This is a genomic window from Mycobacterium sp. (genome assembly GCF_049280035.1).
Classification (GTDB): domain Bacteria; phylum Actinomycetota; class Actinomycetes; order Mycobacteriales; family Mycobacteriaceae; genus Mycobacterium.
In genome coordinates, this window is sequence record NZ_JBAPPI010000639.1 from 1 (window position 1) to 22,906 (window position 22,906).

At 65.3% G+C, this 22,906-nt stretch carries 22 protein-coding genes and 3 pseudogenes; 15 read left to right on the plus strand and 10 right to left on the minus strand.

The window, feature by feature from the left end; genetic code table 11:
• The 4 genes and pseudogenes from WAN71_RS20515 to phoU form a co-directional block, all read left to right on the plus strand.
• Positions 1–127: pseudogene (locus tag WAN71_RS20515) on the plus strand (acyl-ACP desaturase); the annotation flags it as partial.
• A gap of 6 nt (positions 128–133) precedes the next feature.
• Positions 134–1,267, plus strand: a complete 1,134-nt coding sequence (gene dusB, locus WAN71_RS20520) for a tRNA dihydrouridine synthase DusB (RefSeq protein ID WP_422227089.1) — start codon at positions 134–136, stop codon at positions 1,265–1,267.
• A 223-nt stretch (positions 1,268–1,490) separates the two neighbouring features.
• Positions 1,491–3,656, plus strand: a complete 2,166-nt coding sequence (locus WAN71_RS20525) for an LCP family protein (RefSeq protein ID WP_422227090.1) — start codon at positions 1,491–1,493, stop codon at positions 3,654–3,656.
• Between the two features lie 109 nt (positions 3,657–3,765).
• A complete protein-coding gene (gene phoU, locus WAN71_RS20530; RefSeq protein ID WP_422227091.1) occupies positions 3,766–4,434 on the plus strand; it encodes a phosphate signaling complex protein PhoU in 669 nt (222 codons plus the stop codon).
• 2 nt (positions 4,435–4,436) lie between these two features.
• Here phoU and pstB read toward each other — a convergent pair whose 3' ends face one another.
• From pstB to WAN71_RS20560, 6 genes and pseudogenes are all read right to left on the minus strand, one after another.
• Positions 4,437–5,213: a phosphate ABC transporter ATP-binding protein PstB gene (pstB, locus tag WAN71_RS20535; RefSeq protein ID WP_422227092.1), complete on the minus strand. Its 777-nt coding sequence runs from the start codon at positions 5,211–5,213 to the stop codon at positions 4,437–4,439.
• Positions 5,206–6,138: a phosphate ABC transporter permease PstA gene (gene pstA, locus WAN71_RS20540; protein ID WP_422227093.1), complete on the minus strand. Its 933-nt coding sequence runs from the start codon at positions 6,136–6,138 to the stop codon at positions 5,206–5,208. The genes pstB and pstA overlap by 8 nt, the downstream gene beginning before the upstream one ends.
• Positions 6,135–7,161, minus strand: a pseudogene (gene pstC, locus WAN71_RS20545) (phosphate ABC transporter permease subunit PstC). The gene pstA and the pseudogene pstC overlap by 4 nt, the downstream one beginning before the upstream one ends.
• A 48-nt stretch (positions 7,162–7,209) precedes the next feature.
• Positions 7,210–8,319, minus strand: coding sequence for a phosphate ABC transporter substrate-binding protein PstS (pstS, locus tag WAN71_RS20550; RefSeq protein WP_422227094.1), 1,110 nt, complete (start codon positions 8,317–8,319; stop codon positions 7,210–7,212).
• A gap of 126 nt (positions 8,320–8,445) precedes the next feature.
• Positions 8,446–9,393 carry a mycothiol synthase gene (gene mshD, locus WAN71_RS20555; RefSeq protein WP_422227095.1) on the minus strand — a complete coding sequence of 316 codons (948 nt, stop codon included), beginning with the start codon at positions 9,391–9,393 and terminating at the stop codon, positions 8,446–8,448.
• Positions 9,390–10,157 (minus strand): winged helix-turn-helix transcriptional regulator, encoded by a 768-nt coding sequence (locus WAN71_RS20560; RefSeq protein ID WP_422227096.1) that lies wholly within the window; start codon positions 10,155–10,157, stop codon positions 9,390–9,392. Before WAN71_RS20560 ends, mshD begins: the two co-directional genes overlap by 4 nt.
• Positions 10,158–10,320: 163 nt before the next feature.
• On the opposite strand from WAN71_RS20560, the gene lmeA reads away from it, so the two are divergent.
• The 9 genes and pseudogenes from lmeA to WAN71_RS20605 all read left to right on the plus strand — a co-directional run bounded on the left by lmeA (position 10,321) and on the right by WAN71_RS20605 (position 16,010).
• Positions 10,321–11,133 (plus strand): mannan chain length control protein LmeA, encoded by an 813-nt coding sequence (gene lmeA / locus WAN71_RS20565; protein ID WP_422227109.1) that lies wholly within the window; start codon positions 10,321–10,323, stop codon positions 11,131–11,133.
• The gene (locus WAN71_RS20570; RefSeq protein ID WP_422227097.1) at positions 11,130–11,546 is read left to right on the plus strand and encodes a thioredoxin family protein; all 417 of its coding nucleotides are present in this window, start codon (positions 11,130–11,132) and stop codon (positions 11,544–11,546) included. Before lmeA ends, WAN71_RS20570 begins: the two co-directional genes overlap by 4 nt.
• Positions 11,546–11,665, plus strand: a complete 120-nt coding sequence (locus tag WAN71_RS20575; RefSeq protein WP_422227098.1) for an Ms5788A family Cys-rich leader peptide — start codon at positions 11,546–11,548, stop codon at positions 11,663–11,665. Before WAN71_RS20570 ends, WAN71_RS20575 begins: the two co-directional genes overlap by 1 nt.
• A gap of 98 nt (positions 11,666–11,763) precedes the next feature.
• Positions 11,764–12,231 carry a DUF4395 domain-containing protein gene (locus WAN71_RS20580; RefSeq protein ID WP_422227099.1) on the plus strand — a complete coding sequence of 156 codons (468 nt, stop codon included), beginning with the start codon at positions 11,764–11,766 and terminating at the stop codon, positions 12,229–12,231.
• A gap of 20 nt (positions 12,232–12,251) precedes the next feature.
• Positions 12,252–13,085: a sulfurtransferase gene (locus tag WAN71_RS20585; protein WP_422227100.1), complete on the plus strand. Its 834-nt coding sequence runs from the start codon at positions 12,252–12,254 to the stop codon at positions 13,083–13,085.
• Position 13,086: 1 nt separating this feature from the next.
• Positions 13,087–13,389, plus strand: a complete 303-nt coding sequence (locus WAN71_RS20590; RefSeq protein WP_422227101.1) for a DUF1416 domain-containing protein — start codon at positions 13,087–13,089, stop codon at positions 13,387–13,389.
• A 160-nt stretch (positions 13,390–13,549) separates the two neighbouring features.
• Positions 13,550–13,618 (plus strand): annotated as a pseudogene (locus WAN71_RS20595) (hypothetical protein); the annotation flags it as partial.
• Between the two features lie 14 nt (positions 13,619–13,632).
• Positions 13,633–14,355: an FABP family protein gene (locus WAN71_RS20600; RefSeq protein WP_422227102.1), complete on the plus strand. Its 723-nt coding sequence runs from the start codon at positions 13,633–13,635 to the stop codon at positions 14,353–14,355.
• Positions 14,356–14,459: 104 nt separating this feature from the next.
• Positions 14,460–16,010 carry a sensor domain-containing protein gene (locus tag WAN71_RS20605; protein ID WP_422227103.1) on the plus strand — a complete coding sequence of 517 codons (1,551 nt, stop codon included), beginning with the start codon at positions 14,460–14,462 and terminating at the stop codon, positions 16,008–16,010.
• 305 nt (positions 16,011–16,315) lie between these two features.
• Here the strand turns inward: WAN71_RS20605 and WAN71_RS20610 are convergent, their stop codons facing one another.
• Positions 16,316–17,185, minus strand: a complete 870-nt coding sequence (locus WAN71_RS20610; protein WP_422227110.1) for an aminodeoxychorismate lyase — start codon at positions 17,183–17,185, stop codon at positions 16,316–16,318.
• 58 nt (positions 17,186–17,243) lie between these two features.
• Between WAN71_RS20610 and WAN71_RS20615 the strand changes: the two genes are divergently transcribed.
• Entirely contained in the window at positions 17,244–18,338 is a 1,095-nt protein-coding gene (locus WAN71_RS20615; RefSeq protein WP_422227104.1) for a YgfZ/GcvT domain-containing protein, read from the plus strand.
• A 146-nt stretch (positions 18,339–18,484) separates the two neighbouring features.
• A complete protein-coding gene (locus WAN71_RS20620; protein ID WP_422227105.1) occupies positions 18,485–18,661 on the plus strand; it encodes a DUF3073 domain-containing protein in 177 nt (58 codons plus the stop codon).
• 61 nt (positions 18,662–18,722) lie between these two features.
• Here WAN71_RS20620 and purM read toward each other — a convergent pair whose 3' ends face one another.
• The 3 genes from purM to WAN71_RS20635 form a co-directional block, all read right to left on the minus strand.
• Positions 18,723–19,826 carry a phosphoribosylformylglycinamidine cyclo-ligase gene (purM, locus tag WAN71_RS20625; RefSeq protein WP_422227106.1) on the minus strand — a complete coding sequence of 368 codons (1,104 nt, stop codon included), beginning with the start codon at positions 19,824–19,826 and terminating at the stop codon, positions 18,723–18,725.
• Between the two features lie 58 nt (positions 19,827–19,884).
• Positions 19,885–21,438, minus strand: a complete 1,554-nt coding sequence (gene purF / locus WAN71_RS20630; RefSeq protein ID WP_422227107.1) for an amidophosphoribosyltransferase — start codon at positions 21,436–21,438, stop codon at positions 19,885–19,887.
• Positions 21,439–21,598: 160 nt separating this feature from the next.
• Positions 21,599–22,906 (minus strand): phytoene desaturase family protein (locus WAN71_RS20635; protein ID WP_422227108.1); only part of this gene is annotated, 1,308 nt, incomplete at its 5' end.

Here is a 22,906-nt window from a genome sequence, read left to right on the forward strand (position 1 = left end):
GGCCTGCGACAAGTTCGAGGTGTCCAAACAGCGCCAGCTCGAGCGGGAAGCGCGCAGGGGCGACCTGCGGATCACCGCGCAGCAGCTGCACAAAACCGAGGGCAAGCTCAGCCTGAGCCGGCGGTAGCCAGCCATGCGCATCGGTCCCATCGCGCTGGCCAGCCCGGTGGTGTTAGCCCCGATGGCGGGTGTGACGAACGTCGCATTCCGGACGCTCTGCCGCGAGCTCGAGCAGGAGCGCGTCGGTACGGTCAGCGGCCTCTATGTCTGCGAGATGGTGACGGCGCGCGCCCTCGTCGAGCACCATCCCGTCACCATGCACATGACGTCGTTCTCCGCCGACGAATCGCCGCGATCGCTGCAGCTGTACACCGTCGATCCGGCGACCACGTATGCGGCGGTGAAAATGGTCGTCGACGAAGGCCTGGCCGATCACGTCGACATGAATTTCGGCTGTCCGGTGCCCAAGGTCACCCGTCGTGGCGGCGGGGCGGCGCTGCCGTTCAAGCGGCGGCTGTTCGGCCAGATCGTCGGGGCGGCCGTGCGCGCCACGGAGGGCACCGACATCCCGGTGACGGTGAAGTTTCGGATCGGCATTGACGACGAACACCACACCCATCTCGACGCCGGCCGGATCGCGGAGTCCGAGGGCGCGGCCGCGGTCGCATTGCATGCCCGCACCGCGGCCCAGCGCTATTCCGGAACTGCGAATTGGGAGCAGATCGCCCAGCTCAAGCAGCATGTGCGGACGATCCCGGTGCTCGGCAACGGCGACATCTTCGAGGCTAGCGACGCGCTGACCATGATGGCCGTCACCGGGTGCGACGGCGTTGTCATCGGCCGCGGCTGCCTGGGCCGGCCGTGGCTGTTCGCCGAGCTGTCGGCCGCGTTCACCGGCAGCCCGACGCCCACCCAACCCAATCTCGGCCAGGTCGCCAACATCATTCGCCGGCACGGGGAGCTGCTCGTCGCCCATTTTGGCGAAGACAAGGGTATGCGCGATATCCGCAAGCACATCGCCTGGTACCTGCACGGCTTTCCCGCCGGATCGGAATTGCGACGGGCTCTGGCGCTGGTTAAAACATGCGGCGAACTCGACACTCTGCTGGACAAGCTCGACGCCAGCGTGCCGTTCCCGACCGCGGCTACCGGGCCGCGTGGGCGCCAGGGCTCACCCGCCCGGGTCGCCCTGCCAGAGGGCTGGCTGGTCGACCGCGATGACTGCACGGTGCCGGCAGGGGCCGACATCATGCACTCAGGCGGCTGAACCGAGCACGTCCGGCGACGATGCAGGCCGGAACGGCCTGAGGAGGAGCCGGACGATCCAGCACATCCCGAGATCGCGTTTCGGCCGATGCCTAAGTACCATGTGGATCTTGTTGCGTCGCGTGCCAGGTGGCCAAGCCCCCACAGGCTCGGCCGCCTTTAGCTGCGCTGGCGTACGCGCACAACACGCGGGTTACCTCATTAGATTCGGAGGCCGGTAGGAGATGAGTGACGGCGACTTTGGCGCCGATAAAGCCACTCCTGACTCCTCTTCCGGCCGTCCGCGCGCTTTGGGTGTCGACGGTGACGATGTAGGGCTTACCGCAGCGACGACGGGAACGCGAGGTGCGGCGCCGTGGGAGCGATTCGGAGCGCCATCGCAAGGCGTGGCCGTCGCCCATCGGCGGTCGCGGCCGCCGACACCGACGTCCATGTCGCCGCCAATCGAGTCCGCCGACGACGAAGACGACGGGCCGCGCGGGTGCCATACCGATGGTGGGCTCACCGTCGCCGAGTTGATCGCCAAGGTCGGCGGCTCGACCGCGGAGAGGCCACGGCATCGGCGCGCGGCCCCCGACCCCGAGCCGCCAGAACCGGATGCAAATCAACCCGGCGACGAGCGGGGCAACGGATTCGACGACGCCTATGCCGTGTCCCCGGCCTATGCCTTTGCGCTAACCGACCTGGAAGTGAGCCCACCCGAGCGCCGCAGCCGCAGCGCCGACGCGGAGCAGACCACCGTGCTGCCGAAAACGCCGGTCCGCTCGCGACCGGTGCAGCCCGTGGACGACCCCGCGGCTGACGAACATCCCAAGCAGAAGCCGAAGCGCAGACGCCACGCGATGCTGCTGGCCGGCCGCTTGATGGCCGCCGCGGTTGCGGCGCTGGCACTGGCGCTGACCGGCGGCGCTTGGCAGTGGAGCGCATCAAAAAACCACCGGCTCAACACGATCAGCGCGCTGGACCCGCAGTCGCGGGACGTCGTCGACCCCAATGCGCAATACGGCGACGAGGACTTTTTGATCGTCGGCATGGACTCTCGGGCCGGGGCGAACAGTGAAATTGGCGCCGGCGACACCGAGGACGCCGGCGGCGCGCGGTCAGACACCGTCATGCTGGTCAACATCCCGGCGAACCGCAAACGCGTAGTGGCAGTGTCGTTTCCGCGTGACCTGGCGATCACGCCGATCCAATGCGAAGCATGGAACCCCGACACCGGCGAGTACGGCCCGCTCTATGACGCCGACACCAAGAAATACGGTCCCCGAAACGTCTACACCGAGACGAAGCTGAACTCGACGTTCTCGTTCGGTGGCCCGAAGTGCCTGGTGAAAGAAATCCAAAAGCTGTCCGGACTGAGTATTAACCGCTTCATAGCCATCGACTTCGTCGGCTTCGCCAAGATGGTCGACGCGCTGGGCGGCGTCGAGGTGTGCACTAGCACCCCGCTGAAAGACTATGAACTGGGCACAGTGCTGGCTCACTCTGGACGCCAACGCATCGACTCGAAAACTGCGCTGAACTACGTGCGAGCCCGCATGGTCACCACGGAGAACAACGGCGACTACGGACGCATCAAACGCCAGCAGCTTTTCCTGTCCTCGCTGCTGCGTTCGCTGATCTCCCAGGACACCTTCTTTTCGCTGAACAAGCTCAACAACGTCGTCAATACGTTCATCAAGAACAGCTACGTCGACAACGTCAAGACCAAAGACCTCGTCCAGCTCGGCCAGTCGGTGCAGGGCATGTCCGCCGGCCACGTCTCCTTCGTGACCGTGCCGACCGGCGAAACCGACGAAAACGGCGACGAGCCGCCGCGCACTTCCGACATGCGGGCGCTTTTCGATGCCATCATCAACGACGATCCGCTGCCCGGCGAAAACGACCTGAACGCGACGACGAGCCCGCCGACAAAGACGCTGACCAGCAAGGCACCCAAGACCACCAGCCCGTCGGCCGAGCCGCATCCCGAGCAGGTGCAGGCCCTGACGACGTCGCCGCAGAACATCACCGTGCAGGTGTCGAACGCGACCAGCAAGTCTGGGCTGGCCACCACCGCCAGCACCCAGCTGAAGCACCACGGCTTCAAGGTCAAGACGCCGGACGACTACCCGAGCTCGTTGAAGTCCACCACGGTGTTCTTCGCGCCCGGCAACGAACAGGCCGCCGCCACCGTCGCGTCGACTTTTGCGCACTCAAAGGTCGAGCGGGTCACCGGAATTGGGAAAACGGTGCAGGTGGTGCTCGGCCCGGACTTCTCGTCGGTCGGCGCTCCGCCGCCGAGCGGGTCATCGGTCAGTGTGCAGATCGACCGCAACGCCAGCAGTCCAGCGACCAAACTTCCGGAGGACTTGTCGGTGACCAACGCCGCCGACACCACCTGCGAATAGCCGAACCATGCTCAAAGATTTGAATGCAAACCGGCATTCACCGCGAGTTCACACCCCACTTCATGCAGGTTCATGCCGGTCCGGCGATTGAGAAAGTAGGCTTGTCGATATGCGCACCGCCTACCAGGAACAGCTCTCTGAGCTCTCCGAGCAGCTCGGCGAGATGTGCGGGCTGGCCGGTGCCGCGATGGAACGCGCAACCCAGGCGCTGCTGCAGGCAGATCTGGTGCTAGCCGAGCAGGTTATGTCCGACCACGAGAAGATCGCACAGCTGAGCACCCAGGCCGAGGAAAGCGCGTTCGTATTACTCGCCTTACAAGCACCTGTCGCCGGCGATCTGCGGTCGATCGTCAGCGCAATCCAGATGGTCGCCGACATCGACCGGATGGGGGCGCTGGCTCTGCACGTCGCCAAGATCGCCCGCAGGCGTCATCCACAGCACGCTCTGCCCGAAGAGGTCAACGGGTACTTTGCCGAAATGGGCCGAGTGGCAGTGGAATTGGGCAACAGCGCACAAGAAGTGCTGTCATCCCTCGACCCGGAAAAGGCCGCTCGCATCCGCGAAGAAGACGACGCGATGGACGACCTGCACCGCCATCTGTTCACCGTATTGATGGACCGGGAGTGGAAGCACGGGGTGGCCTCAGCGGTCGACGTGACGTTGCTGGGCCGGTTCTACGAGAGGTTCGCCGATCACGCCGTCGAGGTGGCGCGCCGGGTCATCTTCCAGGCGACAGGTCATTTCCCCGACGACGAAACCGTCGCCAAATCCGGCTAGACCTAGCCGAAGCGGCCGGAGATGTAGTCTTCGGTGGCTTTCTGAGTCGGGTTGGAGAAGATCTTCTCGGTGTCGTCGATTTCCACCAAGCGGCCCGGCTTTCCGACCGACTCCAGGTTGAAAAACGCGGTGTGATCGCTGACCCGGGCCGCCTGCTGCATGTTATGGGTGACGATGACGATGGTGTAGTCTTGTTTCAGCTCGGCAATCAGGTCCTCGATCGCCATCGTCGAAATCGGGTCCAGCGACGAGCACGGCTCGTCCATTAGCAACACATCGGGTTGCACGGCGATGGCCCGCGCGATGCACAGTCGCTGCTGCTGACCGCCGGACAACCCGCCGCCTGGCCGGCCCAACCGATCCTTGACCTCATCCCACAGGTTGGCACCCCGCAGCGCGTATTCGGCGGTGTCGTCGAGCAGCTTTCGGTTGCGCACGCCCTGCAGCTTCAGCCCGGCCACCACATTGTCGCGAATTGACATGGTGGGGAATGGGTTTGGTCGCTGGAACACCATCCCGATCGCACGACGCACACCCACCGGGTCGATCCCCGAGCCGTAGATGTCGTCGTCGTCGAGCAAAACGCTGCCCTGCATGCGGGCACCGGGAATGACTTCATGCATCCGGTTCAGCGTGCGTAGCACCGTCGTCTTGCCACAGCCTGACGGGCCGATGAATGCCGTCACGCTACGAGGCAGAACCGATAGCGAAACGTCGGCGACCGCATGGAACGCGCCGTAGTAGATGTTGATGTCCTTGAGGTCTAACCGCTTAGCCACTCCAGCTCCTGCCTAGCGTTTCGGGGGCAAAGACTTTCGCGAGCACCCTGGCCCCCACATTAATGACGGCGATCAGCAAAATCAGCGTCAGGGCAGCGCCCCACAGCCGGTCGGTAGGAATGCGGTTGGCACCCGCGCCTGCCGAGGTCTGGTCGTACATCATGCCTGGCAGCGACCCCATGAAGCCGGTGAACATGTTGAAGTTCATCGCCTGCGAATAGCCCACCAGGATTAGCAGCGGGGCAGTCTCTCCCATCACCCTGGCGAGCGCCAGCATGACGCCAGTGATGATGCCGGACAGCCCGGCGGGAAGCACAATCCGGGTGATCGTTTTCCACTTGGCTACGCCCAGCGCGTAGCTAGCCTCGCGCAGGTCCACCGGGACGATCCGCAGCATCTCCTCGGTCGCGCGCACGATCACCGGAAGCATCAGCAGCACCAACGCCAGCGACACCGCAAAGCCCGACCGGGGAAGGCCAAGCGTGGCGATGCACAGTGCGTAGACGAACAGCGCGGCCACGATCGACGGGACCCCGGTGAGAATGTCCACCATGAACGTGGTCAGCTTGCCAAGCGGGGTGCCGCCACCGTACTCGACCAGATAGATGGCGACGAAGATGCCGATCGGTACCGCGATGACCGCGCACACCAGGCCCTGCATCACCGTGCCGACGATGGCATGGTAGGCGCCGCCCCCAAGTAAGAACGCCGTCATGTCGGCTTGGGAATGCGTCCACCACTCGCTTGACCCGACGGCGGTAAGACCTTTGGCCAGTACCGAATACAGCACCCAGACCAGTGGTATCAGGGCCACCACCACCGACAGCGTCACCAGCACGGTCGCTATCCCGTTGGCCAGTCGTCGGCGCAGGCTGAGGGTGGTGAAGGTGCGCGCTTTGAGTGGGCGATCCAGGATCGACGTCATCGGTCGTCCTTGCTGGCGACAGCGGCGCGCGCCATCGCATCGACCACGAAGGTGAGCAGGAAAAGCACCAATCCGGCCGCGATGTAGGCGCCGGCTTTGTACTGGTTGTTGAATTCTGATGCGGTGGCCGCGATCTTGGTCGCGAAGGTATAGCCGCCGTCGAACAACGACCAGCCGAACGCCGCCTGGGTGCCGCGCAGAATGATCAGCAGCGCCACGGTCTCACCCAAGGCTCGGCCCAGGCCCAACATGGCGCCGCTGATGTAGCCGGAGCGTCCGAACGGCAGCACGGTGGTCTTGACCACCTCCCAGCGGGTGGCGCCGAGCGCCAGCGCAGCCTCGATGTGGCTCTGCGGCGTTTTGATGAACACCTCGCGGGTGACCGCGGTGATGATCGGCAGGATCATCACCGCCAACACGATCCCGGCGGTGAAGATGGTGCCGCCCCCGGAAACCGAGGCGTTGCCCGTCGCGAAGAGGAAAAAACCGGCCCAGGTGTTCATTGAGCCAAGTCGCGATTGGTCGCAGCCGCGGCGCCAGCACGTACAGACCCCAGACCCCGTAGATGATCGACGGGACCGCGGCGAGCAAGTCGACCACATAGGCGAGTGGCCCGGCGATACGGCGCGGTGAGTACTGAGTGAGGAAAATCGCGATGCCCAGGGCCACCGGCATCGCCAGGATCAGGGCGAACAGCGCCACGAACACCGTGACCTGCAGCAGGTCGAAGATGCCGAAACGCATCGCCGACGTATTGGTGGTGACCCAGTTGCCGCCGTAGGTGAAGAAATTTTCGCGGTCTCGTGCCAGGGCTGGGATCGCACGCGTGAGCAGAAACACTCCGATGGCGGCAATCAAAACGACGATCAGGACGCCGGAACCCGTCGACAGGCCACGAAAGAGCCGGTCACCACGACCGGGTTTGGTGCTGCCCCAGAGCAAGGTGGGGACAGCTGAGGACTCGCGGGAAGGCGCGGCGATGACCTCACCCGAACCGGCATCGGCTGGATTTGGTGTCGTCACGGTGTTCCCATCGAGCAAAAGACTTCGGCCACAAGTCACTCGGATCGATCACTGGATCGCGTTGATCGCGGCGACCAGGCGCTGTTTGAACCTATCCGGTAACGGAACATACCCGGCGGCCGAGAGACCGCTCTGGGCGTTGTTGGCGGCCACCGTCAAGAGCGACTTGATCGCGGCGGTAGTCGCGGGGTCATACCCCTTGGAGCAGACGATCTCGTAGGTGGCGAGCACCAGCGGGTATGCACCGGCCTCTTTCGTGCTGTAGAGCGATTTCAGATTCAGCTTCAAGTCGTTGCCCCGGCCCGCGAAGGTGGCGATGTCGATGGCCTTGCGGGCCGCGTCATCGGTGAGCGCCACCGGACCGCTGCCGGCGTTGATCTGCGCGTACGGCACACCGCTTTGGTCGGCGAAGCCTTTCTCGACATACCCTATGGCACCGGACGTGGATTGCACGGCCTGGATGACACCGGCGGACTTCTGCGCGCCTTCACCCACGCCGCCCTGAAACTCGCTGCCGGTGCCCCTGGTCCAACTCTTCGGCGCGGCCGCGGCCAGGTACTTCTGAAAGTTGTCGGTGGTACCCGAGGAGTCCGATCGGTAGATCGGCCAGATCTTGGTGTCGGGCAGCGCCACGCCGGGGTTGACTGCGACGATTTCCGGGTCGTTCCAATTAAAGATTTGGCCGCTGAAGATCTTGGCCAGCACATCGCCGTTGACAACCAGTTTCTTGACACCGTCCAGGTGGTAGGCAACCGCGACCGGCCCGAAGACCATCGGCAGATGCCAGGCCGGATTTCCGTTGCAGCGCTCGGCGGCCGGATCGATCTGGTCGCGGCTCAGCGGTGAGTCCGAGCCGGCGAAATCCACATGCGCGGCGATGAACTGTTCACGCCCGGCGCCCGACCCGGTCGGGTTGTACGCCAGCTGCTTACCGGAGCACAGCTCAGCCCAGTCCTTGTTGAACAAGGCAATGGCGTTTTGCTGAGCCGTGGATCCCTCGGCGGTCAGGTCGGGCTTGCCCGCACAGTTCACCGGCCCCGTCGGTGCCGACATGCCGTGCAGGTTGTCATCGCTGCCACAGCCGGTCGATAGCAGGGCCGGGATCAGCGCTGTCGACACCGCGGCCATCAGCGCTCTGCGCACCGGGTCGAGCTTCACCGATCTCGCTTTCTCAATGATTTTGTCCGCGTCCGAACCTCCCGACAGTGGGTGCCGCGGTTACCCGCAAACTATGCGGCGGGCGTAGACGGTATCCCGCAGCCACGTGAACGGCCAGTGAACAGCTCAGCGGGCGCCTGTGCCGCCGCTGGTCGGACCGGATGTGGCCGCCGCATAGGCGGTGTCGACGCTGTGCTGAGTGAATCCCAGGCGCCGATAGGTCCTTAGCGCGGCGGTGTTGTCCGACTCGACGTAGAGCATCACCGTAGGTTGGGCTGCTGTGGCCAGTTGCCGCGCCAGGAAGGCAACGCCCACCGATGTCAGCAGCCCACCCAGACCGCTGCCCTGCGCCGACGGATCAACGCCGACGACATAAACCTCGCCCAGACCCGGCTCGTCGGGGTGCACTTTCGTCCAGTGGAAGCCAAGCAGCGCGTCCGTCTGCTCGTCGAAGGCCAGGAACAGCCCATCGGGGTCGAACCACCGCTCGGCGCGTCGCTCGGCCAGATCAGTCGCCGTCAAGCCGCTCTGTTCGGGGTGCTGCGCGAATGCAGCGTTGTTCACCCGCAGCAGTTCGGCGTCGTCGGCGGTGCCGGCGTAGCTCCGGATGCGGATCCCGTCGGGTACGGACGGCTCTGTGATGCCGTGCAGCGAGCGGCGCATCTGAACTAGTTCGCGAACCGGTACCAGACCTAATGCCGAGGCGGTCGCCCGCGCTGACTCCAACGTGCCGTGCGCCCAAAAACGGTTTTGCCCAGCGGTTTTCGACAACGAGGCATGAATCATCGCAGTGCCGATACCGCGGCGGCGGGCTTGCGGATGCACCACCAGCTCCGCCATGCCGAACCCATCTTGGGGTCCCGAGGAGAGATTCAGATAACCGATCACGCGTTCGCGGCCGCTCAGATGGCCACCGGTGGCCACCAGGTGCTCGGTGCGGCGATGCGCCAACTCTCGCAGAACTTGCTCGCCGACAGGTGCCACTTCATCGAAGTCACCTGCCGCGCTGACGAGTTCACCTATCTGCTGCTGCTCCTCCGCCGCCAGCTCCGCCCGCCACTGGGGTGACGTCACTGGCTGCGCAACGGATCGACCAGCGGCTCCTGGCGACTCTGTGCATCGGGTTCGTCGTCCTCGGCGGCGGGCTCGCTGGTCGGTGGCCGGCCGCGGCTCGGACGGACCGCTTTGTAGCCCACGTTGCGTACCGTGCCGATCAGCGACTCGTACTCCGTTCCGAGTTTGGCCCGCAGCCGGCGCACGTGCACGTCGACCGTACGGGTGCCACCGAAGAAGTCGTATCCCCACACCTCGTGCAACAGCTGGGCCCGGGTGAACACCCGGCCGGCATGCAGCGCCAGGTACTTCAGCAGTTCGAACTCCTTATAGGTGAGGTCCAGCGGACGTCCGCGCAACCGGGCGGTGTAGGTGCTCTCGTCGATCACCAGTTCGCCGAGGCTGATCTTGCCGACGCTTTCCTGGTCCTGCAGGCTGCCCTTGCGGCCGATCAGCAGTCGCAGCCGGGCATCGATCTCGGCGGGCCCGGTGCTGGGCAGCAGGATCTCGTCCAGGCCCCAATCCGCGTTAACGGCCACCAGGCCGCCCTCGTTCACCACGACTACCGCCGGAAGCGAGCGGCCCGTCGAACTCAGCAACCGGCACAGTCCACGCGCCGCGGGTAGGTCAAGTCGCGCGTCGACGATCAGCACGTCCGCGCTACCTGCTTCCAGCAGCGAAGAAACATCGGGTGGCGCTGTGCGCACGGTGTGGGCCAACAGCGACAACGAAGGTAGGACCACGTCCGGATGCGGCTCCGCGGTCAGCAGTAGTAGATCCAACAAGCCCCTCCAGCGTCGTGGGAAAGGCGTCTCCCAAATTCATGGCGAGGTGTGAAGTTATCGGCCAGGTTATTTAACGATAGCGTGAACCCTGGTCTTCAGCGCGGTGACGACGAAGACCGGCAATCCGATCCAGCGCGGCGCCTACCGCGGGGTACGCCACAATATGCGGATGCGTAAGGTGCTGGTCGCTGCGGTCGCGGTGGTGCTGGCCGTCGTGATCGTGCTCGTGGGAGCCGCGGGCGTCGACTTCGGGACCACCATCTACGCCGAATATCGACTGGCCCGCAGCGTGCGGCAGGCAGCCGACTTGGGCTTCGACCCATTCATCGCGATCCTCGGCTTCCCGGTGATCCCGCAAGCGATGCGCGACCACTACGACGAGGTGGAAATCAAGGCCGGCGCAGTCGACCGTCCAGTGATCGGGAAAGCCACGCTGGAGGCGACCATGCATTCGATCGACTTAACCGACACGTCGTGGCTGATCCGACCCAGCGCCAAGCTTCGGGTCGGCAAGCTGGAGAGCCGGATCATCATCGACTCGCTGCACCTCGGCCGCTACATGGGTATCCACGATCTAATGGTCGAGGCGCCGCAGCAGGAAACCAATGACGCCACCGGCGGCACCACCGAATCCGGGATCTCCGGGAGCCACGGCCTCGTGTTCACCGGCACCCCGAAATCGGCCCACTTCGACAAACAGGTCAGCGTCGCCGTCGACCTCTCGATAGCCGGCGAGGACAAAACCACGCTGGTGTTCACGCCCACCGGTGTGCTGACCGGCCCGAACACCGCCAACCAGAAGGTTCCCGACGACAAGCGCGACGCGGTGCTGGCCGCATTTGCCGGCAAGCTGCCCGACCAAAGACTTCCGTTCGGGGTGGCGCCGACGAGCCAGGGCGCCCGCGGCTCCGACGTGATCATCGAGGGCATCACCACGGGATTAACCATCACTCTCGACGGGTTTAACCGGGCATGATTCCATCCATCGTGGCGGTCGTGGCCGCGCTGGCATCGGCCGCCGTCGTCGGCTGGCTGCTGACCCGGCGTACCGGTGCGGTCCGGCCGACCGATTCTCGGGCGGCCGGCGAAGTGGACACCAGCGGCTTGGGCCTGTCCGACGATGGGCCGACCGTCGTGCATTTCAGCGCGCCATGGTGCTCACCGTGTACCCACGTGCGCCGCGTGGTTACCCAGGTGTGTGACGACCTTGGTGAGGTCGCGCATGTGGAAATCGACATGGACGCCAATCCGGCCGCCGCGCGACGTCTTTCAGTTTTATCGCTGCCCACCACATTTATCTTCGATGCGCAGGGGCGTCAGCGATACCGCGCCGCGGGTGTGCCGAAAGCCGATGACCTGCGGTCGGCGTTGACTCCGCTGTTGGCTTGATGGTGTGGCCATTGGGTAAGCTGTCCGACGTGTCCGCCCGCGTTGAGCTCCTGCTCACCAAGCGCCGCGCAGTCGATCTGTGCCGCGTCGCGGGTTGCTGCTGTTGTTGTAGTTGCTGAGTAGCCGCGCTTTTTCGCGCCGCGCTCGGAGCAGCCAGGAACAAACACCATGGCGCGCGCCCCCCATACCCCTGCACAGAGCAGCTAGGAGCACCATCATGTCGAGCACCAGCTCCATCGATCAGGTCGATGTCCGCGGGCCCCGATTCGTCGCCTGGATCACCACTGTTGTGCTGGTGATCACCCTCGTCGTATCGGGAATCAGCTCGCTGGCCGCCGCGGTCATTCTGGGCCTGCAGGCCGTCGTCTTCGCGATCGGCGCCGTGGCCGGCCCGCGCCGTCATCCCTACGGAGTGGTGTTCGCCAATGTGGTGGCCCCGCGTTTGGGACCGGTCCGAGAGCGTGAGCCGGTGCCGCCGCTGAAGTTCGCCCAACTGGTCGGCCTGATCTTCGCAGTGATCGGCGCGGCCGGATTCGCCGTCGGTGCGCCACTGGTCGGTCTCATCGCCACCGGCGCGGCACTGGTGGCGGCTTTCCTCAACGCGGCCTTCGGCATCTGCCTGGGCTGCCAGCTCTACCCGCTCGTCGTGCATCTGAAGCCCACTAGGGCATCTGAGGCCGCGTAACTCCCGAAAGGATCCCCAACATGGCACGCTCCGACGTCCTGGTCTCCGCCGACTGGGCCCAGAGCAATCTCGACGCCGCGAACACCGTCTTCGTCGAAGTCGACGAGGACACCAGCGCATACGACGTCGGCCACATCCCCGGCGCGGTCAAACTGGACTGGCGTACCGAGCTGCAAGACCCCGTACGGCGTGACTTCGTCGATGCCCAGCAGTTCTCCAAGCTGCTGAGTGACCGCGGTATCGCCAACGACGACACCGTGATCCTCTACGGCGGCAACAACAATTGGTTCGCCGCCTACGCGTACTGGTATTTCAAGCTGTACGGCCATGACAACATCAAGCTGCTCGACGGTGGCCGCAAGAAGTGGGAGCTCGACGCGCGGCCGCTGTCCACCGAGAAGGTGAACCGGCCCGCGACGTCATACACCGCCGAGGCGCCCGACAACAGCATCCGGGCGTTCCGTGACGAGGTGCTCGCCGCGATCAACGTGAAGAACCTCGTCGACGTGCGCTCCCCGGACGAGTTCTCCGGCAAGATCCTGGCGCCGGCCCATCTGCCCCAGGAGCAAAGCCAGCGGCCCGGCCATATCCCCGGCGCAATCAACGTGCCGTGGAGCAAGGCCGCCAACGAGGACGGCACCTTCAAGTACGACGACGACTTGGCCAAGCTGTACGCCGACGCCGGTTTGGACGGGTCGAAGGAAACGATTGCTTACTGCCGAATCGGTGAGCGGTCGTCGCACACCTGGTTCGTTTTGCAGGAACTGCTCGGCCACAAAAACGTCAAGAACTACGACGGCAGTTGGACGGAATACGGCTCCCTGGTGGGCGCCCCGATCGAGTTGGGAAGCTGATATGTGCTCTGCACCAAAGCAAGGACAGACGTTGCCGGCCAGCGTCGACCTGGAAAAGGAGACGGTGATCACCGGTCGGGTTGTCGACAGAGACGGCCAGGCCGTTGGCGGCGCGTTCGTGCGCCTGCTGGACTCATCCGACGAGTTCACCGCCGAGGTCGTCGCATCAGCCACCGGCGACTTCCGATTCTTCGCCGCACCCGGATCCTGGACGCTGCGCGCACTGTCGGCGGCCGGTAACGGTGACGCGGTGGTGAGCCCGTCGGGCGCGGGGATCCACGAGGTCGACGTAAAGATCGCCTGACGGTCTCCCCGGCCAGTCGTAACGCCGCCGCCGTCTAGACTCGTTGCCGTGGTTTTGTTCTTCGAGATCATTCTGGTCGCCGCAGTTGTGGCGATCTCCTGGTTCGCGCTGTACACGCTGTATCGGCTGATCACCGACGAGTCGTGACGCGCCGGCGACGATGCAGAGCGCAGCGATGCGGAGGAGTGGCGCAAAGTCCCAGCCGGCGACGATGCAGAGCGCAGCGATGCCTAGGAGTGGCGCATGACCTCCAGCGCCGACGCCGATGACGAGTCGGTCCACCCGCCTGGTTCCGGGGACCGTGCCGGCGACGATGCGGAGCGAAGCGATGCGGAGGAGTGGCGCTTGAACCCTGCCGTGGCCGCAGCCGCCCAACGCGCCAAGCTGACCGCGGCTCGCAACATTCCGGTCTTCGACGACCTGCCTATTCCCGCTGACACCGCGAACCTGCGCGAAGGCGCAAACCTGAACGACGCCCTGCTGGCTTTGCTTCCGCTGGTTGGCGTCTGGCGCGGCGAAGGCGAGGGCCGCGGAGCCGACGGCGATTACCGGTTCGGACAGCAGATCGTGGTCTCACACGACGGCAGCGACTATCTCAACTGGGAAGCACGTTCCTGGCGGCTTACCGATTCCGGCGATTACCAAGCATCCGACTTACGGGAAACCGGCTACTGGCGCTTCGTGAACGACCCACACGACCCGACTGAGTCACACGCCATCGAGTTGCTGCTGGCGCACTCGGCTGGCTATGTCGAGCTGTTTTACGGGCGGCCGCTCAACCAGTCGTCGTGGGAATTGGTCACCGATGCCTTGGCCCGCAGCCGGTCTGGTGTGCTGGTCGGCGGCGCTAAGCGGCTCTACGGCATCGTCGAGGGCGGCGACCTGGCCTATGTCGAAGAACGGGTGGACGCCGACGGGGGGTTGGTGCCGCACTTGTCGGCGCGGCTTTCGCGGTTCGCCGGCTAGCACCGCGCTGGCAGCTGCAGCCGAATGCTGCCCGGCCGCAGCGAAGATGCGTTATCGTCGCATCGCAGTTCGCCTGTTCGCCCCGTGCCCGAGGGGAGAGTGCTATGGGGCTCTTTATCAGCTACTCGAGTCAAGACAGGTCGGCCATCGAGCCCCTGACGACAGCGCTTCGGCGGGCCCGCCAACAGGTTTGGTTCGATGATGAGCTGGGCGGCGGCGAAGCCTGGTGGAACGAAATCCTTGAGCAGATCCGCTCGTGCGAGGTCTTCGTCGTCGCACTGTCGAATCACTTGCTGGAGTCCAAGCCATGTCAGGCCGAATTACGCTACGCGAAGGCCTTGCAGCGACCGATCCTTCCTGTTCGGATCGGCCCGGTCGACAGCATGCGGGCCAATCCGCTTGCGGCGCTTCAGGTTATCGATTACCAAAACCCGAGCGTTGACGCCGGTATCCAGCTGGTCACCGCGGTGCACGCGTTAGCGACCCAGCAGCATCCGCTGCCCTCGCCGCTGCCCGACGAACCATCAGTACCGTTCGCTTACCTGATGCGGCTCAGCAGCACCCTCGCCGAGCAAGATCTTGACCCCCGCCAGCAAACGCACTTGCTGACCGAGCTGAAATCCGGACTCGAAGAAGACGGCGACGATCCCACGGCCCGAAACGACATCGCCCGCCTGCTGCGCACGCTGCGCGACCGAAGCGATGTCACCTACCGCACCCGAAGCGAAATCGACAACCTGCTGGCGTCGGTCGATACGAAGTCCCCAACCGCAGCAGCGTCATCCACAGAACCCGACCAACCAGCTGGGGCCGCTGGCGGGTCGACGACTCCGACACGAACCGGCACCGCCACCGAGCATCTCGGCGGCGCCAAACCGTCCGCGCTGCCCTCGACTGGACGAAGCCTGCCCGCTTCGGATCAGGGTGGGGCGTCCCGCAGGCGGTTAGTGATCGCGGCCGGTGCCGGACTAGCGGTCGTCGTCGCGGTCGCGGTGGTAATGGTGCTCGTCACCCAACGGCCGAGCCCCACACCGTCACCGAAACCGAGCACCCCAGCTGCCGCACCGGCACCGAACACCCCAGCTGCCGCGCCGACGCCATCCGCAAACCTGAACTCGATTCTGCTCAGCCCCGCAGATATCAACGCCGTCATGGGCGCCTCAAACATGCAACCCAGCAACCAAGCGGAGCAGATGGGCGCTCCCCCGGGGACGCTGTCGAACCCGGACTGCCTCGGCGCGTACGCGGCCATCCAAAGTTCGGTGTATCAGGGCAGCGGCTATACCGCGGTACGCGGGCAACAGCTGGGCGCGGAGGATCCTCCCCACTTTGTCTACGAAGCCGCGGTGAGCTTTCCATCCGCCGAACAAGCCCTCGCGTTCGTGAGGACATCTGCGGACAAATGGCAGGCTTGCGTCGGCCAACTCCTGACGGTGAGCACGCCTAACAAAATCTTTCACTGGAACTTCGCGAACCCCACCGGGGCCCCCCCAAAGATTACGCAGGTGCACACGCAGCTCCACGGCGGCCGCGCCTGCCAGCACGCGCTGAGCGCGGTGTCCAATGTGGTCATCGACGTCGTGGCGTGCGCAGCCCAAATCACCGACGAAGGCAGCCGAATCGCCGATCAGATGGCCGCCAAGGTGACGCCGTAACGGCGGGGCCGGCGCCTTCGTCACACCTGGACAACCGCATATCGGCTGCCGCAGAGAGCCTTTGGAGTTGGGGCCTGGACCCCAAAAAATGGGCAGCCCCCGAGCCATAGTTCCTGGTTGGACAGACCGGAGGCTCGGGGGCTGGGTGGCTGCGGGGAATTCGCCAGCGCGCGCAGGTGATTCCTCGCCCGGTACAGCTAGCGTGCAGCCACCTCACAAGTCCATTCAGCTATCAATTTCGCGGACCACCTCCTTCCCTGTGTACGGCCGACCGTACCCGGTCAGCGCCGCGCCGACAACCGATTTCAGCGATCGCTGACGATGGCGGCGTCGACAAGTCCGGCGAATTCGGTCGCCATCGGGGCGCTCGGCAGTACCCGGCCGTCGAGCGTATGGACCCGAGCCGCCAGCGTCATGCTCGACACCAACCAAATTCCTTGCGCTGCAAAAAGATCAGCGACACGCAGAGCACGATAGTCGCAGTCGTAGCCTTTGGCGCGGGCGACGCCGAACAGCGCCTGCTGCGTGGTCCCGCGCAGGATCGGATACCACGGCGGCGGAGTCAGCAGGCACACATCGCCCCCGGCTACGGCGCCACCGACGGCGATCACCACCGTCGACCGCGGGCCTTCCAGGACGTAGCCGTCCGAGCTGACGAAAATGACGTCACCGGCGCCCTGCCGGGCGGCATGTCGCAGCGCCGCCATGTTGATGGCGTAGGACAGCGTCTTGGCGCCGGCCAGCAGCCACGGCATCGCCTCGACACCGGTCGCGGGCAGCTCGCGGGGCAGCGTCACCGCGGCCACCCCGTCGCGACGGGCGGCAGTGATCCGGTCGGCGATCGGATTGACCGTCACGTAGGCGGTGGACGCGGAGCCGCGTTCCCGGCCGCGGCTGTAGACCAAGCGCATCGCACCCTCGTCCGCGGTATCCGCCGACCACTGCCGCGCTGCCAGGTCGATCGCGTGCCGCCAGCTCGTCAGGTCCGGCTCCGGCAGGTCCAGCAGCTTCGACGAGTGGCTCAACCGGCCCAGATGGGCCTCCGCCAGGCACGCCTTGCCGCCGCGAACCAGCAACGTCTCGAATACGCCGTCGCCACGCACCGCGGCGAGGTCGTCGGCGAACAGGAGTGGCGTTCCCGGCGGATGTACCTCACCGTCGAGCGTGACGACCACGCCCGGGTGGCCCGTCATGGACCAGAAGCCTAACGCCGTAGACCCGTAGAGTTGGTGTGTGTCCGCCGTTCCCGCCCCCGACACCGGTCCCGACGCCGGCGCGATCTGGCATTACGGCGACCCGCTGGGCGAGCAGCGGGCAGCCGAGACCGACGCCGTGCTGGTCGATCGCTCGCACCGGCGGGTGCTCACACTGACCGGCGCCGACCGGCAGACCTGGCTGCACAACATCTCAAGCCAGCAGGTCAGCGATCTTCCTGATGGCGCCAGCACGCAAAACCTCAGCCTGGACGGGCAGGGACGGGTCGAGGACCACTGGATCCAAACCGAGCTCGGCGGCGTCAGCTATCTCGACACCGAGCCATGGCGGGGCGAGCCGCTGTTGGACTATCTACGCAAGATGGTGTTCTGGTCGGACGTCATTCCTGCGCCCGCAGACCTGGCCGTGCTCTCGCTGCTGGGGCCAAAGCTCGGTGAACCAGCGGTGCTCGAGGCGCTGGGACTGGATGCGTTGCCCGCCGAGATGACCGCCGTGCCGATGACCGGTAATGGCTTCGTGCGTCGGATGATTGGGGCGCAAACCGGGCAGGTCGAGCTGGACGTGCTGGTCGACCGACGCGAGTCCGCCGACTTGCAGCGCCGTTTGACGCAGGCGGGGCTGCGCCCAGCCGGAGTGTGGACCTACGAAGCGCACCGGGTAGCGGCCGTGCGCCCACGGCTCGGCGTCGACACCGACGAACGCACAATCCCGCACGAAGTGGGTTGGATCGGCGGTCCGGGGCTGGGCGCGGTCCACCTCGACAAAGGCTGCTACCGCGGTCAGGAGACCGTCGCGCGGGTGCATAACCTGGGCAAACCGCCCCGAATGCTGGTGTTGTTGCACCTGGACGGGTCGGCGGACCGGCCCGCTACAGGTGACGCGGTGCTGGCGAACGGTCGCGGCGTGGGCAGGCTTGGAACCGTGGTCGAGCACGTCGATCTAGGCCCGGTGGCGCTCGCGCTACTCAAGCGGGGGATACCGGCCGAGACCGCGCTGATCACCGGCGGCGACGCCGAGGTGCCCGCAGTGATCGACGTCGACTCGCTGCCGCCAGTCGACGCGGCCGGCGCCGGTCGGGTGGCCGTAGAGCGACTACGCGGAACGACGCGATGACCGTACGTGCGGCGTCCTGCACGGGGTGCGGGGCGCAACAGCAGACCGCCATCGGGCACGGTAAGCTGTCGGCAGGACAATAAAGACAAAAGATCGGAGCCGCCTACTCGTTGGGCCGCTCCGTTATTGCGCGAGGGGGTCCCCCCATGGGCCGCGGCCGGGCTAAGGCGAAGCAGACCAAGGTTGCTCGAGAACTTAAGTACAGCTCACCGCAGACCGATTTCGAGCGGCTTCAGCGCGAGCTGTCCGGGTCGGGTGATGACGACGCCGACCAGCAGGACGGTGAAGACCCCTGGAGTGCCGAAGGCGACTGGCGCCGCTGAAACTTTTCGGCTCCGCCAGCGGCCATTTCTGGCCTGCATCGTTATCGGTTCAAGTTGATTTCTAAAATCGCGGGTGCTGCCCCACGAGCTTGGCTCGTGGGCCTTCTTTTCCGCCCTTGTTGATTGCGCCAACCACCCAGCAATCCAAATGCCGGGCGGTCAAGATCGCCAAAGCCCGGTCGGTGTCCTCCGGCGCCACCACCGCGATCATGCCGACACCCATGTTGAAGGTCTTCTCCATCTCTGCGCGGGAGACCCGGCCGCGCTGGGCGATCATCCCGAAGACCGGCGCCGGCGTCCACGTGCCGCGATCGACCTCAGCTACCAGCCCGTTCGGGATGACCCGTTCCAAGTTGCCGGCCAACCCGCCACCGGTCACGTGGCAGAACGTCCGGACCTGGGTTTCGGCGGCCAGCGCCAGGCAGTCCTTGGCGTAGATGAGGGTCGGCTCGAGCAACTCTTCGCCGAGTGTGCGGCCGAACTCTTCGACGTAACCGGCCAGATTCATCCGGTCGATCTCTAGCAGCACCTTGCGGGCCAGCGAGTAGCCGTTGGAATGCAGACCCGATGACCCCATCGCGATGAGGACGTCTCCGGGCTTGACCCGGTCGGGGCCAAGCACGTCGTCGGCTTCGACCACGCCCACGCCGGTGGCTGAAATGTCGTAGTGGTCCGGCTCGATCAGACCGGGATGCTCGGCGGTTTCGCCGCCGAGCAGCGCGCAACCTGCCCGCATGCAGCCTGCGGCGATACCGCCGACGATCGCGTTGAGCCGTTCCGGCACGATCCGGCCCAAGGCGATGTAGTCCAGCAAGAACAGCGGCTCGGCGCCGCAGACCACCAGGTCGTCGACCACCATCGCCACCAGGTCCAGGCCGACGGTGTCATGCTTGTCCATCGCCTGTGCGACCGCCAGCTTGGTGCCCACCCCGTCGCTGGATGCCGCCAGCAACGGTTCGCGGTAATCGCTTCGGAGCGCGAACAATCCGGCGAATCCACCAAGCTTGCTGCGCACCTCCGGCCTGGTGGCTTTGGACGCCAACGGCTTGAACAGTTCGACAGCGCGGTCCCCGGCTTCGATATTCACGCCGGCCGATGCATAGGTGACGCCCGGGTCAGATATCGAAGCCGGGTCTTTTCCGGACTTCTTTTTAAGGTCGGCCATCGTCGATAAAGGCTACCGGTCGGCGGCGAACACGGGTATCGGCCACCTGTCCGCTGAGCTAGGGATGGCGCAACGCGGAGGCCTGCTCCGCCTCCGGCGATATTTCGCGGGCCGCAATGTCGGCCTGCACGGCTTCCCGCGCGGTGGTGGCAAGCATGTGCTCGACAACGTTCTTGCCCAGCACGGTCTCGCTGGGCAGCTCGATCGGATATTTGCCGTCGAAGCAGGCCGAGCAGAGCCGCGAGGTGGGTTGCTCGGTCGCGGCGATCAAACCACGCTGCGAGATATATCCGAGCGTGTCGGCGTTGATGGCATGCCGCACCGCTTCGAGCATCTCGTCCTCGTCTTGGACGGCGTTCGCGATCAGCTCAGCCGGCGAGGGGAAGTCGATGCCGTAGAAGCACGGCCATTTCACCGGCGGCGAGGCGATGCGGACATGCACCTCGACGGCGCCAGCCTCCCGCAGCATCCTGACCAGAGCGCGCTGGGTGTTGCCCCGCACGATCGAGTCATCGACGACGATGAGCCGCTTGCCGCGGATGACCTCTTTGAGCGGGTTGAGCTTCAGCCGGATACCGAGCTGGCGGATGGTTTGCGACGGCTGAATGAAGGTGCGCCCGACGTAGGCATTCTTCATCAGGCCTTGCCCGTAGGGGATGCCGGACTCCTGCGCATAGCCGACGGCGGCTGGTGTGCCGGACTCCGGAACGCCGATCACCAGGTCGGCGTCAATCGGGCATTCGCGGGCCAGCCGACGACCGATCTCGAGCCGGGCGCCGTGCACCGACCGGCCGGCGATCGTGCTGTCCGGTCGCGCCAGGTAGACGTACTCAAAAATGCAGCCCTTGGGTTCGGGATTGGCGAAGCGGGTCGACCGGACGCCATCGGCGTCGATGGCCAACAACTCCCCCGGCTCGATGTCGCGAACGAACGAGGCGCCGACAATGTCCAGAGCGGCGGTTTCGGAGGCCACCACCCAGCCGCGGTCCAGTCGTCCCAGCGACAGCGGCCGCACGCCGTACGGGTCGCGTGCGGCGTACAGGGTGTTCTCGTCCATGAACGTCAGACAAAACGCACCGCGCACTGTCGGTAGCAGTTCCAGCGCCGACTGTTCCAGGCTGGAGTCGGCCGCGCCGTGGGCCAACAGCGCGCCCAACATGTCGGAGTCGGTGGTGGCCGCGCGGGGGAACCTGGTGTTGACCAATCCCGCTTCGCGGGCGCGGGCGACCAGCTCGGCGCTGTTCACCAGATTCCCGTTGTGCCCCAACGCCACTCCGGTGCCGGCGGCGGTATTGCGGAACACCGGCTGCGCGTTCTCCCACGTGGTTTGGCCGGTGGTGGAGTATCGGCAGTGCCCGATCGCGACGTGGCCCTCCATGGCCGCCAACGTCTGCTCCTCGAAAACCTGGCTAACCAGGCCGAGGTCCTTGAACACCAGCACCTGGGACCCGTCGGCCACGGCAATGCCGGCGGCCTCCTGGCCTCGGTGCTGCAGCGCGTACAGCCCGAAATAGGTGAGTTTGGCGACCTGCTCGCCGGGGGCCCAGACGCCGAATACACCGCATTCTTCGCCGGGCGGGTTTTCCTCGGTTACTGGCAACTGAGCGGTCACGGTAGGGCGGCTCCCTGGGGGCGGTTGGTGACGTAATGCAGTTTACGTAAACGACGGTCATGTGACCGAATCGGGCGCGCGTGTTGCGTCACTCCGCGACCGCTTTTCCTGGTCGGTCATTCCCAGAGCATGCCAGCTGTCACATATGTCACAAAACTCACTAATTGGCGGGCTGCGGATGCCAAGACGCCAGGTCGTCGAGCACCTGATACGCGGCGTTGTAGCCGGGTGTGAAAGTGATACCCGGGCCGCCGTGACACCCAGCGCCTGCCAGGTACAGCCCATCGACCGGGATCGGCAGGTCAATAAAGCCCTTGGGCCCGGGGCGGTTTTGTCCCATCAAATCCGGGTGCAGCAGTCCGTGGCAGAAATCGCCGGACGGGGCGCCGAACATGGTTTGCATGTGGTACGGCGCGAAGGTGATATGCCGGATGACGATGTCGCGAAAATTGGGCGCGATGCGGCTGATCTTGTCGATAACACGTTGCGCCATCTCATTTTTCAAGCGCCCATGCTGGTCACGGTTGGCTTCGACCGGGAAGGCATAGGCAAATGCGCTGGCGGCATGCTTGCCTGGCGGGGCCAGGCCCGGATCCGTGCAGGACGGGATCTGCATTCCCAACGAGGGGTTGTCGGGCAACAAGCCGTGGGTGCACATCTCCCACTGGCGTTGCTGTTCCTCGGGTGAGCCGAAGATACCGATGGACTGCTGCATGCCAGGTTCGTTGAGCAGTTCATAGGGAGGCGCGAACTGCGGCAGGCCGTCGAGCGCGAAGTGTATTTGGACAAATGCCGCGCGATGGTCGCGGTCGCTCAGCCGGTCGATCCACTCCGGCGTCAGGTGTTCGGCCCCGACAAGATCGTTGAGAGTCAGATCGGGAGAGAGGTTGGACAGCACCACGGGCGCGCTGATTGTGGACCCGTCGCGGAGGCGTACGCCGGTGACACGGCCGTTATCCACCAGGATCTTCTCGGCTTTGGTCCGGAAGCGGATCTCACCGCCGTGCGAGACGAAAAGGGAGTGCAAATGTTCGGTGAGCGCTCCGATACCGCCGGCGAGCTTGGTCATCATCGCGGTGCTGTCGTCGGGCACCGCCAGCGCAAAGGCCAGGCAGGTCGCACTGCCGGGGGTGTACGGGCCCCGATAGGTGGAGTTGACGGCAAGAAACGCCAGCATGCCGCGCAGAATTGCGTGCTTGTCGTTGTCCGGCAGGTAGCGGTCGATGACGTCCATCGCCGAGCCGAACAGCATCTGATGAATGGCCCTGCGTTCGGCTTCGTTGGCTGCACAGCCGTACATCTGATCCAGCGTCTTGGGCGGGGTGCGCACTTCGAATCGCCCCAGCGCTTTCGCCGGGCCTTGGCTCCACGCGATCAACTCGGCCATGCCGGTGATCGCCTCGGCGCCGTGCTTCTCGCCGAGATGCATCATCAGCTGCATCGGATCGCGGTAGAAGATCATCGGCTC

Bases quoted from the DNA above. Each gene is read 5' to 3' on its own strand.
- dusB (WP_422227089.1), top strand. From the start codon at position 134: ATGCGCATCGGTCCCATCGCGCTGGCCAGCCCGGTGGTGTTAGCCCCG.
- WAN71_RS20525 (WP_422227090.1), top strand. From the start codon at position 1,491: ATGAGTGACGGCGACTTTGGCGCCGATAAAGCCACTCCTGACTCCTCT.
- phoU (WP_422227091.1), top strand. From the start codon at position 3,766: ATGCGCACCGCCTACCAGGAACAGCTCTCTGAGCTCTCCGAGCAGCTC.
- pstA (WP_422227093.1), bottom strand. From the start codon at position 6,138: ATGACGTCGATCCTGGATCGCCCACTCAAAGCGCGCACCTTCACCACC.
- lmeA (WP_422227109.1), top strand. From the start codon at position 10,321: ATGCGGATGCGTAAGGTGCTGGTCGCTGCGGTCGCGGTGGTGCTGGCC.
- WAN71_RS20570 (WP_422227097.1), top strand. From the start codon at position 11,130: ATGATTCCATCCATCGTGGCGGTCGTGGCCGCGCTGGCATCGGCCGCC.
- WAN71_RS20575 (WP_422227098.1), top strand. From the start codon at position 11,546: ATGGTGTGGCCATTGGGTAAGCTGTCCGACGTGTCCGCCCGCGTTGAG.
- WAN71_RS20580 (WP_422227099.1), top strand. From the start codon at position 11,764: ATGTCGAGCACCAGCTCCATCGATCAGGTCGATGTCCGCGGGCCCCGA.
- WAN71_RS20585 (WP_422227100.1), top strand. From the start codon at position 12,252: ATGGCACGCTCCGACGTCCTGGTCTCCGCCGACTGGGCCCAGAGCAAT.
- WAN71_RS20590 (WP_422227101.1), top strand. From the start codon at position 13,087: ATGTGCTCTGCACCAAAGCAAGGACAGACGTTGCCGGCCAGCGTCGAC.
- WAN71_RS20600 (WP_422227102.1), top strand. From the start codon at position 13,633: ATGACCTCCAGCGCCGACGCCGATGACGAGTCGGTCCACCCGCCTGGT.
- WAN71_RS20605 (WP_422227103.1), top strand. From the start codon at position 14,460: ATGGGGCTCTTTATCAGCTACTCGAGTCAAGACAGGTCGGCCATCGAG.
- WAN71_RS20620 (WP_422227105.1), top strand. From the start codon at position 18,485: ATGGGCCGCGGCCGGGCTAAGGCGAAGCAGACCAAGGTTGCTCGAGAA.
- purM (WP_422227106.1), bottom strand. From the start codon at position 19,826: ATGGCCGACCTTAAAAAGAAGTCCGGAAAAGACCCGGCTTCGATATCT.